At 68.7% G+C, this 14,218-nt stretch carries 12 protein-coding genes; 8 read left to right on the plus strand and 4 right to left on the minus strand.

From position 1 onward, the window contains the following. Positions 1–20: 20 nt before the first annotated feature. The 4 genes from EL338_RS02475 to EL338_RS02490 all read left to right on the plus strand — a co-directional run bounded on the left by EL338_RS02475 (position 21) and on the right by EL338_RS02490 (position 4,057). Positions 21–1,052, plus strand: a complete 1,032-nt coding sequence (locus EL338_RS02475; RefSeq protein WP_126332287.1) for an LLM class F420-dependent oxidoreductase — start codon at positions 21–23, stop codon at positions 1,050–1,052. A gap of 54 nt (positions 1,053–1,106) precedes the next feature. After that, positions 1,107–1,838 (plus strand): acetoacetate decarboxylase family protein, encoded by a 732-nt coding sequence (locus EL338_RS02480; protein WP_126332288.1) that lies wholly within the window; start codon positions 1,107–1,109, stop codon positions 1,836–1,838. Between the two features lie 24 nt (positions 1,839–1,862). Beyond that, on the plus strand, positions 1,863–3,059 hold the full coding sequence (locus EL338_RS02485; RefSeq protein WP_126332289.1) for a cytochrome P450: 1,197 nt from the start codon (positions 1,863–1,865) through the stop codon (positions 3,057–3,059). A gap of 125 nt (positions 3,060–3,184) precedes the next feature. Continuing rightward, a complete protein-coding gene (locus EL338_RS02490; RefSeq protein ID WP_126332290.1) occupies positions 3,185–4,057 on the plus strand; it encodes a type IV toxin-antitoxin system AbiEi family antitoxin in 873 nt (290 codons plus the stop codon). A 98-nt stretch (positions 4,058–4,155) separates the two neighbouring features. On the opposite strand, the gene EL338_RS02495 is transcribed toward EL338_RS02490, so the two are convergent. Then, a complete protein-coding gene (locus EL338_RS02495) occupies positions 4,156–4,983 on the minus strand; it encodes a crotonase/enoyl-CoA hydratase family protein (protein WP_126332291.1) in 828 nt (275 codons plus the stop codon). A gap of 49 nt (positions 4,984–5,032) precedes the next feature. On the opposite strand from EL338_RS02495, the gene EL338_RS02500 reads away from it, so the two are divergent. Genes EL338_RS02500 through EL338_RS02515 form a run of 4 tightly spaced genes read left to right on the plus strand, consistent with a single transcriptional unit; the run spans position 5,033 to position 10,241 of the window. After that, positions 5,033–6,694 carry a medium/long-chain-fatty-acid--CoA/3-oxocholest-4-en-26-oate--CoA ligase gene (locus tag EL338_RS02500; RefSeq protein WP_126332292.1) on the plus strand — a complete coding sequence of 554 codons (1,662 nt, stop codon included), beginning with the start codon at positions 5,033–5,035 and terminating at the stop codon, positions 6,692–6,694. Then, on the plus strand, positions 6,695–7,816 hold the full coding sequence (locus EL338_RS02505; RefSeq protein WP_126332293.1) for an NAD(P)H-dependent flavin oxidoreductase: 1,122 nt from the start codon (positions 6,695–6,697) through the stop codon (positions 7,814–7,816). It begins immediately after the preceding gene. A gap of 38 nt (positions 7,817–7,854) precedes the next feature. Further along, positions 7,855–8,685, plus strand: a complete 831-nt coding sequence (locus EL338_RS02510; RefSeq protein ID WP_126332294.1) for an amidohydrolase family protein — start codon at positions 7,855–7,857, stop codon at positions 8,683–8,685. Continuing rightward, a complete protein-coding gene (locus tag EL338_RS02515) occupies positions 8,682–10,241 on the plus strand; it encodes an acetolactate synthase large subunit (RefSeq protein ID WP_126332295.1) in 1,560 nt (519 codons plus the stop codon). The genes EL338_RS02510 and EL338_RS02515 overlap by 4 nt, the downstream gene beginning before the upstream one ends. Here the strand turns inward: EL338_RS02515 and fadD17 are convergent. The 3 genes from fadD17 to EL338_RS02530 all read right to left on the minus strand — a co-directional run bounded on the left by fadD17 (position 10,219) and on the right by EL338_RS02530 (position 14,101). Further along, entirely contained in the window at positions 10,219–11,730 is a 1,512-nt protein-coding gene (fadD17, locus tag EL338_RS02520) for a long-chain-fatty-acid--CoA ligase FadD17 (protein ID WP_235666348.1), read from the minus strand. The genes EL338_RS02515 and fadD17 overlap by 23 nt on opposite strands. 72 nt (positions 11,731–11,802) lie before the next feature. Continuing rightward, positions 11,803–12,900 (minus strand): acyl-CoA dehydrogenase family protein, encoded by a 1,098-nt coding sequence (locus tag EL338_RS02525; protein WP_126332296.1) that lies wholly within the window; start codon positions 12,898–12,900, stop codon positions 11,803–11,805. A gap of 19 nt (positions 12,901–12,919) precedes the next feature. Next, the gene (locus tag EL338_RS02530) at positions 12,920–14,101 is read right to left on the minus strand and encodes an acyl-CoA dehydrogenase family protein (RefSeq protein WP_126332297.1); all 1,182 of its coding nucleotides are present in this window, start codon (positions 14,099–14,101) and stop codon (positions 12,920–12,922) included. Positions 14,102–14,218 lie beyond the last annotated feature (117 nt).

Below are 14,218 nucleotides of genomic sequence, written 5' to 3' on the forward strand. Positions count from 1 at the left end.
GAAAGTTGGGGTCGGATCCGATGAAGCTGGGATTGCAACTCGGGTATTGGGGCGCGCAGCCGCCCACCAACCACGCCGAACTCGTCGCGGCCGCCGAGGACGCGGGCTTCGACACCGTGTTCACCGCCGAGGCGTGGGGTTCGGACGCCTACACGCCGCTGGCCTGGTGGGGCCGCGAGACCACCCGGATGCGACTGGGCACCTCGGTGATCCAGCTGTCCGCACGCACCCCCACGGCCTGCGCCATGGCGGCGCTGACGCTCGACCACCTCTCGGGGGGACGGCACATCCTGGGGCTGGGCGTCTCCGGTCCGCAGGTGGTGGAGGGCTGGTACGGCCAGCGCTTCCCCAAGCCGTTGGCCCGTACCCGCGAATACATCGACATCATCCGGCAGGTGTGGGCGCGCGAGGCGCCCGTGACCAGCCCGGGACCGCACTACCCGTTGCCGCTGTCGGGGGAGGGCACCACCGGGCTGGGCAAGGCACTCAAGCCCATCACGCATCCGCGCCGCGCCGATATCCCGATCATGCTGGGCGCCGAGGGGCCCAAGAACGTGGCGCTGGCGGCCGAGATCTGCGACGGCTGGCTGCCCATCTTCTACAGCCCGCGGTTGGCGCCGATGTACAACGAGTGGCTCGACGAGGGCTTCGCCCGCCCGGGCGCCCGTCGTTCCCGGGAGGACTTCGAGATCTGCGCGACCGCCCAGGTGGTGGTGACCGACGACCGGCCGGCGGTATTGGAGCTGATCAAGCCGCACCTGGCCCTCTACATGGGCGGCATGGGCGCCGAGGACACCAACTTCCACGCCGACGTCTACCGCCGGATGGGCTACAGCGACGTCGTCGACGAGGTGACGGCGCTGTTCCGCTCGGACCGCAAGGATCAAGCCGCGAAGGTCATCCCCGACGAGCTGGTCGACGACGCCGCGATTGTCGGCGATATCGACTACGTGCGTAAGCAAATCGCGGCCTGGGAAGCCGCCGGCGTGACCATGATGGTCGTCGGCGCGCGGACAACGGAGCAGATAAGGGACCTGACCGAGCTGGTGTAGCGCCCGCGCCGGGGGTGGTTGCCTCTTTCTAGAACGCGTTCTAGATTGGGGGTGATGGCCGACACACTCCGCTCCACGCACACGATCCAGGGAACCGTGCTGACGATGCCCGTGCGCATCCGCCGGGCTGACACCCACGTCGCGATGTTCTCGGTGCCGGCGGACGCCGCCCAGCGGATGATCGACTACAGCGGGCTGCGGGTCTGCGAGCACCTGCCCGGCCGCGCGGTCACCATGCTGATGCTGGTCCGCTACATCGACGGCGATCTCGGCAAGTACCACGAGTTCGGCACCGCGGTCATGGTCAACCCGCCGGGATCCGCGGCGAAGGGGCCCAAGGCGCTGGCGTCGGCGGCGGCCTTCATCCATCACCTACCGGTCGACCAGGGCTTCACGCTGGAAGCCGGCCAGAAGATCTGGGGCTTCCCGAAGATCATGGCGGACTTCACCGTTCGGGATGGGCGCACCTTCGACTTCGACGTGTCCGAGGACGGCAACCTCATCGCCGGCCTCGAGTTCCGGCCCGGGCTGTCGGTGCCGTCGGCGTTCACGTCGAAAGCCCAGGTGCTGACCACCTACAGCCACACCGGCGGCATCACCCGCGAAATCCCCTGGGAGATGAAGAATTCCGGGATGCGGGCCCGGCTGGGCGGGGCGCGGCTGCGCCTGGGCGCGCACCCCTACGCCGACGAACTACGCACGCTCGGTCTGCCGAAACGACCGTTCGCCACCCAATCTTCTGCCAATGTCGAGATGACGTTCGGCGACGCCACCGAGATTCGATAACTGCGCAAGGGAGCACGGAGACCGATGACTGCCACGATCCTCGACGTCGACCTGACCGACGGCAACTTCTACGCAGACGGCGGGGCCCGGGAGGCGTACAAGTGGATGCGCGCCCACCAACCGGTGTTCCGTGACCGCAACGGCCTGGCCGCCGCGACCACCTATCAGGCGGTCCTGGATGCCGAGCGCAACCCCGAGGTGTTCTCCAGCACCGGCGGGATCCGGCCGGATCAGCCCGGCATGCCGTACATGATCGACATGGACGACCCCGCACACCTGTTGCGCCGCAAGCTCGTCAACGCCGGCTTCACCCGCAAGCGGGTGATGGACAAGGTGCCGTCCATCGAGCGGTTGTGCGACACCCTGATCGATGGGGTGATCGAACGCGGCGAATGCGACTACGTCCGCAGCATCGCCGCGCCGCTGCCGATGGCCGTCATCGGCGACATGCTCGGGGTGCTGCCCGAGGAGCGGGAGATGCTGCTGACCTGGTCCGACGACCTGGTCTGCGGGTTGAGCTCGCACCTGGACGAGTCGGCCGTCACCAAGCTGATGGAGACCTTCGCCGCCTACACCGCCTTCACCATGGAGGTCATCAAGCAGCGCCGCGCCGAGCCCACCGAGGACCTGTTCTCGGTACTGGTCAACGCCGAGGTCGAGGGCCAGCAGCTCTCCGACGACGAGATCGTCATGGAGACCCTGCTGATCCTCATCGGCGGCGACGAGACCACCCGGCACACGCTGTCCGGCGGCACCGAGGCGCTGCTGCGGCACCGCGATCAGTGGGAGCAGGTGGTGGCCAACCCCGACCTGCTGACCGACGCGATCGAGGAGATGCTGCGCTGGACCTCGCCGGTGAAGAACATGTGTCGCACGCTGACCCAGGACATCGACTTCCACGGCACCGAGCTCAAGGCCGGCGAGAAGATCATGCTGATGTTCGAATCGGCGAACTTCGACGAGACCGTGTTCGAGGATCCGGACAGCTTCCGCATCGACCGAAACCCCAACAGCCACGTGGCCTTTGGCTTCGGCACGCACTTCTGCATGGGCAATCAGCTGGCCCGCCTGGAGCTGAAGCTGATGCTCTCGCGGGTCATCGCGCGGATGCCCGATCTCCGGTTGGCCGACGAGAGCCGGCTGCCGCTGCGGCCGGCGAACTTCGTGTCCGGCCTCGAGGAGATGCCGGTGTTGTTCACCCCGGGCCAGCGGCTCGGCTAGGTGTGCTGGTTCCTCGTCGACTGTGCGGATTCCTCCGCGCCAGTCCGGTTTTGCGTCGAGAATTGCACAGTCGAACCGCCTGTGGATGACGGTCGGCGCCGCTGCGCCGAAGCTGTCAATCTGCCCTGGTGCAGCTCAATTGGCCATTTCGGGCGTCTGAGGCGTTGGACGCCGGCCGGATCACCTCTCGAGAGCTGCGGCGAACCTGTGTGCCCGTTTACCCGGGGGTCTGGGTTCCCCGCGATGTCGAGTTGTCGCACCGTAGCTACGCCCGCGCAGCCTGGTTATGGTCCCGGCGCAGCGGCATACCCGCGGGGTTGTCCGCGGCGGCGGTGCTGGGTTCGAAATGGATCGATGCGAACAAGCCTGTCGAGTTGATCCACACCAATCGGCGTCCGCCCAGCGGCATCATCGTCCACACGGACGCCTTGAGCTCAGGTGAAACCCAATTGGCCTCGGGTATGTCGATCACAACGCCTGCGCGAACAGCGTTCGATCTAGGTCGTCGCCTGCCGCTGACAGAGGGCGTCCAGCGCATCGATGCGTTGCTCAACGCCACCGGTATCAAAATTGGTGATATCGAGGACATCATTGCCGCGCATCCCGGGGCCCGCGGGGTTCGACAATTGCGGCGGACGCTGACGCTCGTCGACTCCGGTGCGGAGTCTCCCTACGAATCGCTGACCCGACTGCTGTTGGTGCAGGCCGGGTTTCCGCGACCTGAGACACAGCTCGAGGTGTTCGAGGAATGCGGCGCGCTCTTTGCGCGCCTGGATATGGGTTGGTGCGAGTATGGCGTCGGCGTCGATTTCGACGGCGCTCAGCACTGGACGGATCCGCGCCGGCGCAGCTGGGATGTCGAGCGGTACGCGCGATTGCCCGAACTCGGCTGGATCGACATCCGGGTGACTGCCGGAATGCTGCATAACCGACGCAGCGCCTTCTTCGACCGAGTGGGCGCAGCGCTGATGAGTCGCGGCTGCCCAAGAACGTGGTGACTGTGCGATTTCGTACGCAAAATTGGCAAAAAGCGGACGAATACGCACAGTCGACGGGGCCGACCGAGTGACGGCCGACGTCGGGCTTGCGGTCCCCGCTACTTCATCTGGAAGTTCGGCTTGCGCTTCTCGGCGAACGCGCGCGGGCCCTCCTTGGAGTCCTCGGAGAGGAACACCGGGATGCCGTTCTTGGTGTCGGGGACGAAGGCGTCGTTCTCGTGCATGCCCTCGGTCTCCCGGATGGTCTTCAGGATGGCCTGTACTGCCAAGGGGCCGTTGTTGTTGATGACCTCGGCGATCTCGAGCGCCTTGTCCAGCGCCGAACCGTCCGGCACGACATGGCCGATCAGGCCGAACTCGCGGGCCTCGGCGGCGGTGATGTGCCGTCCGGTCAGCAGGATGTCGCAGGCGATCGTGTACGGGATCTGCCGGACCAGGCGCACCGCGGACCCGCCCATCGGGTACAGGCTCCACTTGGCCTCGGACACCCCGAACTTGGCGCTCTCGCCGGCCACCCGGATGTCGGTGCCCTGCAGGATCTCGGTGCCCCCGGCGATCGCGGCGCCCTCGACGGCGGCGATCAGCGGCTTGGTCAACCGGCGGCCCTTGAGCAGGCCGTCGATGCGGGTGGGGTCGTAGCCGGCCTTGAAGGTGTCGCCCGGGGCCTGCTTGTTGGCGTTCTTCAGGTCCATGCCCGCGCAGAACGCGCCGCCGGCCCCGGTCAGGACGCAACTCCGGATCTCCGGATCGTTGTCGACGCGGTCCCAGGCGTCGACCATTATCGAGAGCATCTCACCGGTGAGGGCGTTCTTGCGCTCCGGCCGGTTCATCGTGACGATCAGCGTGTGTCCGCGCTGCTCTACCAGGGCATGCGGCTGTTCGGCAGCACTCTCAGCATCGCTCACGATGGACCCGCCTTCCTGCATCTTTGTCAGAAACTTGTCTCGAAATGTAACACGTTCTAGTTTAGGAGCCATGGCCCTCAACATCGCCGATCTCGCCGAGCATGCCATCGACGCCGTGCCCGACCGCGTCGCCCTGATTTGTGGTGACGAACAGCTGACCTACGCCCAACTCGAGGAGCGGGCCAACCGGCTCGCGCACTACCTCATCGATCAGGGCGTCAAGAAGGACGACAAGGTCGGGCTGTACTGCCGCAACCGGATCGAGATCGTGATCGGGATGCTCGGCATCGTCAAGGCCGGCGCCATCCTGGTCAACGTCAACTTCCGGTACGTCGAGGGCGAACTGCGCTACCTGTTCGACAACTCCGACATGGTAGCGCTGATCCACGAACGGCAATACTCCGACCGGGTGGCCAACGTGCTGCCGGACACCCCGCGCATCAACACGGTGCTGGTCGTCGAGGACGGCTCCGATCTGGATTATCAGCGCTACGGCGGCGTGGAGTTCGAGACCGCGCTGGCGCAGGGCTCACCCGAGCGGGACTTCGGTCCGCGCAGCGAGGACGACATCTACCTGCTCTACACCGGCGGGACCACCGGGTTCCCCAAGGGTGTGATGTGGCGCCACGAGGACATTTACCGAGTGTTGTTCGGCGGCACCGACTTTGCCACCGGCGAACCCGTCGCCGACGAGTACGGCCTGGCCCGGCAGGCCAAGGACAATCCGCCGATGATCCGGCTGCCCATCCCGCCGATGATCCACGGCGCCACGCAGTCGGCGACCTGGATGGCGCTGTTCACCGGCCACACCGTGGTGCTGACGCCGGAATTCGACGCCGACCAGATCTGGCGAATGATCCACGAGCACAAGGTCAACCTGCTGTTCTTCACCGGTGATGCGATGGCCCGGCCGCTGCTCGACGCGCTGCTCGCGGCCCAGGACGCCGGCGAGGAGTACGACCTGTCCTCGCTGTTCCTGCTGGCCAGCACCGCGGCGCTGTTCTCGACGAGCCTCAAGGAGAAGTTCGTCGAACTGCTGCCCAACCGCATCATCACCGATTCGATCGGCTCCTCGGAGACCGGGTTCGGCGGCACCAGCATCGTCGCCAAGGGGCAGTCGCACACCGGCGGGCCGCGGGTGACCATCGACAAGAGCACCGTGGTGCTCGACGACGACGGCAACGAGGTCCAGCCCGGCTCCGGCGTCCGCGGCGTGATCGCCAAGCGGGGCCACATTCCCGTCGGCTATTACAAGGACGAGAAGAAGACCGCCGAGACGTTCAAGACCTTCCACGGCGTGCGCTACGCCATCCCGGGCGACTACGCCGAGGTCGAGGCCGACGGCAGCGTCACCATGCTGGGCCGCGGCTCGGTGTCGATCAACAGCGGCGGCGAGAAGATCTACCCCGAAGAGGTCGAGGCCGCGCTCAAGGGCCACCCGGATGTGTTCGACGCGCTGGTGGTCGGCGTGCCCGATCCGCGCTTCGGCCAACACGTCGCCGCGGTGGTGCAGCCCCGCGAGGGCGCCCGCCCCGCACTGGCGGACCTGGACGCCTTCGTGCGCACGCAGATCGCGGGATACAAAGTGCCCCGCAGCCTTTGGCTGGTCGACGAGGTCATGCGGTCCCCGGCGGGCAAGCCCGACTACCGGTGGGCCAAGGATCAAACCGAAGCCCGACCCGCCGACGAGGTGCACGCCAACCATGCGGCCACACAGGGAGCGAAAGCCTAAATGCGTACAGAACTCTGCGATCGGTTCGGCATCGAATATCCGATCTTCGTCTTCACCCCGTCGGAGAAGGTCGCGGCCGCGGTGAGTCGCGCGGGCGGACTCGGCGTACTCGGCTGCGTGCGCTTCAACGACGCCGAGGACCTCGAGAACGTCCTGTGCTGGATGGACGAGAACACCGACGGCAAGCCCTACGGTGTCGACGTCGTCATGCCGGCCAAGGTGCCCACCGAGGGCAGCGCCGTCGACATCGACAAGCTGATCCCGCAGACCCACCGCGACTTCGTCGACAAGACGCTGGCCGACCTCGGCGTCCCGCCGCTGTCCGACGACGGCGACCGCAACGAGGGCGTGCTGGGCTGGCTGCACTCCGTGGCGCGCAGCCACGTCGACGTCGCGCTCAAGCACCCGATCAAGCTCATCGCCAACGCGCTCGGATCGCCGCCGAAGGACGTCATCGACCAGGTGCACGCCGCCGGCGTTCCCGTTGCGGCACTGGCCGGTTCGGCCAAGCACGCGCTGCGGCACGTGGAGAACGGCGTCGATATCGTCGTCGCACAGGGCCACGAGGCCGGCGGGCACACCGGCGAGATCGGCTCGATGGTGCTGTGGCCCGAGATCGTCGACGCCCTCGACGGCAAGGCCCCGGTGCTGGCCGCCGGCGGCATCGGCACCGGTCGGCAGGTCGCCGCGGCGCTGGCCCTGGGCGCCCAGGGCGTGTGGATGGGGTCGGCGTTCCTCACCGCCGCCGAGTACGACCTGGGCGTGCGCCTGGAGTCCGGCCGCTCAGTGGTGCAGGAAGCCATGCTCAAGGCGACCTCCGCGGACACCGTGCGCCGCCGGATCTACACCGGTAAGCCCGCGCGGCTGCTCAAGAGCCGCTGGACCGATGCGTGGGATGCCGAGGGCGCGCCCGAGCCGCTGCCGATGCCGCTGCAGAACATCCTGGTCAGCGGGGCGCATCAGCGGATGAGCGAATCCAGCGATCCGAGCACCGTCGCGATGCCGGTCGGGCAGATCGTCGGCCGGATGAACGAGATCCGCCCGGTCGCCGACATCGTCGCCGAGTTGGTCGAGGGCTTCGAGAGCGCCTCGCAGCGATTGAACACCATCCGCGAAGGCTGAACCAGGGACTTCGTCTTCCACCGCTAGAGTCGACCGGGATGACGGTCGACGTGTGGATGCAGCATCCGACTCCTCGCTTCCTGGCCAACGACATGCTGGCCTCACTGCGACGCTGGACGGGCGGGGCCATGCCCGTCGACGACATCCCGATCGACGTCACGCTCGCCTCGATGGACGCCGCCGACGTGGAGGTGGGGCTGCTGAGCGCGTGGCGCGGTCCCAACGGGCTGGACCTGGTCTCCAACGACGAGGTGGCCGGCTGGGTGGCCGCGCATCCGAATCGGTTCGCCGGGGTTGCGACCGTCGATCTCGACCGTCCGATGGAGGCCGTGCGGGAACTGCGCCGCCGGGTCGACGAGGGATTCGTCGCGCTGCGGGTCGTGCCGTGGCTGTGGCGGTTGCCGCCGACAGATCGCCGCTACTACCCGCTGTTCGCCGCGTGCGTGGACCTCGGCGTGCCGTTCTGCACCCAGGTGGGGCACACCGGCCCGCTGCGTCCGTCGGAAACCGGGCGCCCAATCCCCTATATCGACGAGGTCGCCCTCGACTTCCCCGAACTGGTCATGGTGTGCGGTCATGTTGGCTACCCGTGGACCGAGGAGATGGTGGCGGTGGCGCGCAAGCACCCCAACGTCTACATCGACACCTCGGCATACACCACCAAGCGACTGCCGGCCGAACTCGTCGCCTTTATGAAGACCTCTACCGGGCAGCGAAAGGTGTTGTTCGGCAGCAACTATCCGATGATCGGGCACACCCACGCCCTCGACGGGCTCGAGGATCTCGGTTTGTCGGCGCAGGCCCGTGACGACTATCTGCACGGCAACGCCCGCCGGGTGTTCACCAACCTCGAAGGGGGCCGACCGTGAACGGTGCACGCGCCTTGCTCGCCACGCTGGTGGACAACGGCGTCGAGGTCTGCTTCGCCAACCCGGGCACCTCCGAGATGCACTTCGTGGCCGCACTCGACGACGTACCCGAAATGCGCAGTGTGCTGGCCCTGTTCGAGGGCGTGGCCACCGGGGCGGCCGACGGCTATGCGCGCATCGCCGACAAGCCGGCCGCCGTGCTCCTGCATCTGGGGCCGGGGCTGGCCAACGGCCTGGCCAACCTGCACAACGCCCGTCGCGCGCACGTCCCGATGGTGGTGGTCGTCGGGGATCACGCCACCTACCACAAGCAATTCGACGCACCGTTGGAATCCGATATCGAGGCGTTGGCCGGCAGCGTCTCGGGTTGGGTGCACCGGACCGAGCGCACCGCGGACCTGGCCGCCGATGCCGTCGACGCGGTGTCGGCCAGCCGCTCCGGGGTGGTGTCCACGCTCATCCTGCCCGCCGACATCTCGTGGGGGCCGGCCCCGGAAACCGATGCGGCGCAGCCGAAACCGGAAAGCCCCGGGGAAGTCGATCGGGGCGCGCTGCGCGGTGCGGCCGAGGTGCTGCGCTCCGGGGCGGACACGGTCGTCCTGATCGGCGGCGACGCCACCCGGGTCGGCGGGCTGTCGGCCGCCACCCGGATCGCCGCCGCCACCGGCGCCCGCGTGCTGTGCGAGACCTTTCCCACCCGCCTGCGGCGCGGCGCCGGAGTGCCCGCGGTCGAGCGGCTGGCCTACTTCGCCGAGGCCGCCGAGGCGCAACTGGCCGGCGCGCAGCACCTGATCCTGGCCGGTGCCGTGTCGCCGGTCTCGTTCTTCGCCTACCCGGGCAAGCGCAGCGACTTGGTCCCCGACGGCTGTCAGGTGCACACCCTCGCCGAATACGACAGTGCCGCAGTGGCGCTGGAACAGCTCGCCGATGACCTCGCGCCTGGCGCCGAGGCCGCGGTGGCAGCGGCGGCGCGCCCCGACCTGCCCAGTGGCCCGTTGACCGCGGTGTCGGTCGCGGCCGTCGTCGGCGCGCTTTTGCCGCAGGACGCGATCATCGTCGACGAGTCCAACACCGCCGGTGTGACGCTGGCGGCCAGCACGGCCGGGGCGCCCGCGCACGACGTGTTGACGCTGACCGGCGGGGCCATCGGCTACGGGATGCCCACGGCCGTTGGCGCGGCGATCGCGGCACCGGACCGTCCCGTGCTGTCGCTGCAGGCCGACGGCTCGGCGATGTACACGGTGTCCGCGCTGTGGACCCAGGCGCGCGAGCAGCTCGACATCACCACCGTCATCCTCAACAACGGCGCCTACGACATCCTGCGGATCGAACTGCAACGCGTCGGAGCCGAAGGCGCCGAGTCACCCGGCCCCAAGGCGCGCGATCTGCTCGACATCGGCCGGCCCACACTCGATTTCGTGCAGATCGCGCAGGGGATGGGGGTGCCCGCGCAACGCGTGCATACCGGCGAAGAGTTCGCCGCGGCGCTCGAAGAGGCGTTCGGCGAGCCGGGGCCGCACCTGATCGAGGCGGTCATCCCGTCGCTGGTCGGGTGACCGGGAAGACGGGGTCCGCGCAGTCGGTGGCCTCGGCGGTCAGTTGACGCTTGAGCACCTTGAAGGTCTCGGTGCGCGGCAGCGCGGTGCTCAACCGTAGGTACGATGGCCACTGTTTCGGGCCCAGATCGCCCTGGGCGCTGAGGAACTCGACGAACTTCTCCACATCGAACGCGTCGACGTCCGCCACCACCAGCGCGGCCATCACCTGATCCCCGACCGCGGGATCCGGGATCGGGTACACCGCGGCCTCGGTGACCTCGGGGTGGCGCATCAGGATCCGCTCGATGGGCGCGGTGCCCAGGTTCTCGCCGTCGACGCGCATCCAATCGCCCAGGCGCCCGGCGAAATACGCGAAGCCCGCCTCGTCGCGGTAGGCCAGGTCGCCGCTGCGGTACACCCCGCCGGTCATCCGCTGGGCCTCGGCGTCCGGATCGTTGTAGTAGCCGCGGAACTGCCCGGGGCCCGCGGTGTTCACCATCTCCCCGATCACGCCGGGCGGGCAGGACTCGCCGGTCTCGACGTCGAGGATGTCGATGCCGCCGACCAGCGGCCCCAGCGCACCGTCCGGGGTGTCGGGCGTGCGGGCGATCGACACCCCGCCCTCGCTGGACCCGAAGCCGTCGACCACCTGCACGGCGAACCGGTCGGCGAAGCGTCTGATGTCGCGCGGTGCGGCCTCGTTGCCGTAGGCCACGCGCAGCGGATTGTCGGCGTCGTCGTCGCGTTCGGACGTGGCCAGGATGTAGGACAGCGGCTTCCCGACGTAATTGGCGTAGGTCGCACCGAAGCGTCGGGTGTCCGGGATGAACTGCGAGGCGGAGAACTTGCGGCGCAACGCAATCGACGCCCCGGCGGCCACCGCCGGGGCCCAGCCCGCCAGCACCGCGTTGGAATGGAACAGCGGCATCGACAGGTAGCACGTGTCGGTGGGGCCCAGGCCGAACCGCTCGGCGAGCATCACCCCGGGCACCGCGACCTTCTCGTGTGTGCAGCGCACCGCCTTCGGGTCGCCGCTGGTGCCGGAGGTGAAGATCAGCATGAACAGATCGTCGGGGTCGGCCGCCCGGAACTCGACCCGCGCGCCGCGGTGGGCCGCCAGTTCGGCGGCGAAGTCGGCGGATTCGACGTCGACCACGTCGATCCCCGCCGCGGCGTCGCGGCCGCCGGAATCGGCGAGCACCAGTTGGCAATCCGCCGTGTCGATATCGCGCTGCAGCGCCGCCCCGCGCCGGGTGGGATTCAGCCCCACCGGCACGATGCCGGTCAGCGCCGCCGCGACCAGCACCGTGCTGAAGAACGGCGTATTGCCCAGCAGCACGCCCACGTGCGGCGGGGCGTCCGGGCGCAGCCGGGCCCGCAGGGCCGCGGCCAGCTCGGCGCCGGCCTGGATGTGCTCGCGCCAGCTCACGAAGGTGACGGTCGAATCGTCGCCCGAGTACACCCCGCGGTCGTCGACCTCGGCCAGCGCGGCCAACAACCCGGCCACGGTCGTGCGATCTTGGCGTGATTTCCCATGCTGACCGTGGGGGATCACGCCGAAATCACCGGGGGACACGGGTCAGACCGGGGTGGCGGCCAGCTCGGCGCCGATGGCCAATAGCTGACCGGTAGCGCTGCCGAGGGTGAACTCGGTCTGCTTGGCGGCCAGGAAGTACCGGTGCACCGGGTGGTCGATGTCGATGCCGACGCCGCCGTGCACATGGACGGCGGTGTGCGCGACGCGGTGGCCGGCCTCGGCGGCCCAGAACGCGGCGCTGCGCAGATCCACCGCGGCCGGCAGATTCTCGGCGAGCCGCCAGGCGGCCTGGGTCAGGGTCAGGCGCAGCCCCTTGACGTCGATGTACCCGTCGGCCAGCCGCGAGGACACCGCCTGGAAGCTGCCGATCGGACGGTCGAACTGCTCGCGCTCGCGGGCGTACTGCGCGGTCTGCTCGAGGGCGCGGTCCAGAACACCGAGCTGGAATGCGGTCAGGCCCAGAAGTTGTCGGGCGGTCAGCCAGTCTAGGACCTCCGCGCCGCCCACCAGCCGGTCGGAGCCCACCGGCACGCCCTGCAGCTGCAGGTGTCCGACGCTGCCGTGGCCGGTGGTGTTCAAGGCGGTGACGGTGACCCCGGGATCCTTGGCGTCGACCAGGAAAACCGCGGTCCCCGAATCGGTTTCGGCCGGGACCAGGAACGCCGTGGCGGACGCGGCGAAGCCGACCTGGGTGCGGCTGCCGGTGAGTTGGTGGCCCTCGCCGTCGGAGCGCGCGAGGACGGGGCCCTGGCCCATCTCGCCGGCCAGGGCGACGGTGAGCACCACCGCGCCGGCGACGGCCGGCTTGGCCCACCGGTCCTGCAATTCGGGCGAGCCGAACTCGGCGAGCGCCCCGGCCGCCAGCAGCACCGAGTCCAGGTAGGGAACCGCGGCCAGCTGCCGGCCCAGGGCCTCGAGCACCGCGGTCTGTTCGAGCACCCCGTAACCGCCGCCGCCGAGGGACTCCGGCGCGGCCGTCGACAGGACGTCGGCGTCGATCAGCTTGGACCACAGGTCCTTGTCGAAGCGTTCGTCGAGCCCGTCGAGCGCGCGCTGGTGCTCGGGCGTGCAGACGGACTCGGTGATGGTGCGGACCAGCCCGCCGAGGTCGTCGGCGGCTTCGGGCCAGGTGAAGTCCATGTGAAATCCCTGCTTTCCGTTAGCGGTTGACCCGGGGCAGGCCGAGCGCGACCATGCCGATGATGTCGCGCTGGATCTCGTTGGTGCCGCCGCCGAAGGTGAGGATCAAACAGGACCGGTGCATCCGCTCGATCCGGCCGCGCAGCAGCGCCCCCGGGGTGTCGGTGCGCAGCGTCGCGGAGGTGCCCAGGACCTCCATCAGCAGACGGTAGGCCTCGGTGGCCAGCTCGGTGCCGTAAACCTTGGCCGCCGACGCATCTGCCGGCGACGGCGCCGCCTCGGAAGCCGAGGCGAGTTCCCAGTTGATCAGCTTCAGCACCTCGGCCTTGGCGTGCACGCGGGCCAGGTTCAGCTGCACCCACTGCGAGTCGATCAGCCGGTTGCCGTGGGGATCTTTGGTGTTCTGCGCCCACTCCCGGACGCCGTCGAGGGCCACGAAGATCGGTTGCGCCGACACCAGGGCGACGCGTTCGTGGTTGAGCTGGTTGGTCACCAGCTTCCAGCCGGCATTCTCCTCGCCCACGAGGTTGCCGACCGGGACCCGCACATCCTGGTAATAGGTCGCGCTGGTGTCCACGCCGGACATGGTGTGCACCGGGGTCCAGGAGAAGCCCTCGGCGGTCGTGGGCACGATCAGCATCGATATGCCGCGGTGCTTCTTGGCGTCCGGATTGGTCCGCGCGGCCAGCCAGACGTAGTCGGCGTAGGCGATCAGGCTGGTCCACATCTTCTGACCGTTGATCACGTAGTCATCGCCGTCCCGCACGGCGGTGGTGCGCAGCGCGGCGAGGTCCGTGCCCGCGCCGGGTTCGGAGTAGCCGATGGAGAAGTGCAGATCGCCGGAGGCGATGCGGGGCAGGAAGAACTTCTTCTGCTCCTCGGTGCCGAACGCCATGATCGTCGGCGCCACGCTATTGATCGTCAGGAACGGGACCGGGACTCCGGCGACGGCGGCCTCGTCGTTGAAGATCAGCCCGTCCATCGGGGGCCGGGCCTGACCGCCGAACTCGGTGGGCCAGGACAGCGTGAGCCAGCCGTCCTTGCCCATCTGCGCGACCGTTTCGCGGTACACGTTGCCGCGGCCCATCTCGCCGTCGTTCGAGGCCAGCGCTTCGGCGCGCTCGGGCGTCATCAACTTGGTGAAGTACGTCCGCAACTCGCGGCGTAGTTCCTCCTGCTCCGGGGTGAAGCCGATCCGCATGCGCGCTCCCTCGCGTCTCGGGCGGCCCGCTGGTTGCGCGCGACCCGTTTACCGCATCGGTTGTAACACGTTCTAGTCTTGGGGTCCACAATGGTGCAAGACTGGCCCCGCGGCCCC

The organism is Mycolicibacterium chitae, assembly GCF_900637205.1.
Classification (GTDB): domain Bacteria; phylum Actinomycetota; class Actinomycetes; order Mycobacteriales; family Mycobacteriaceae; genus Mycobacterium; species Mycobacterium chitae.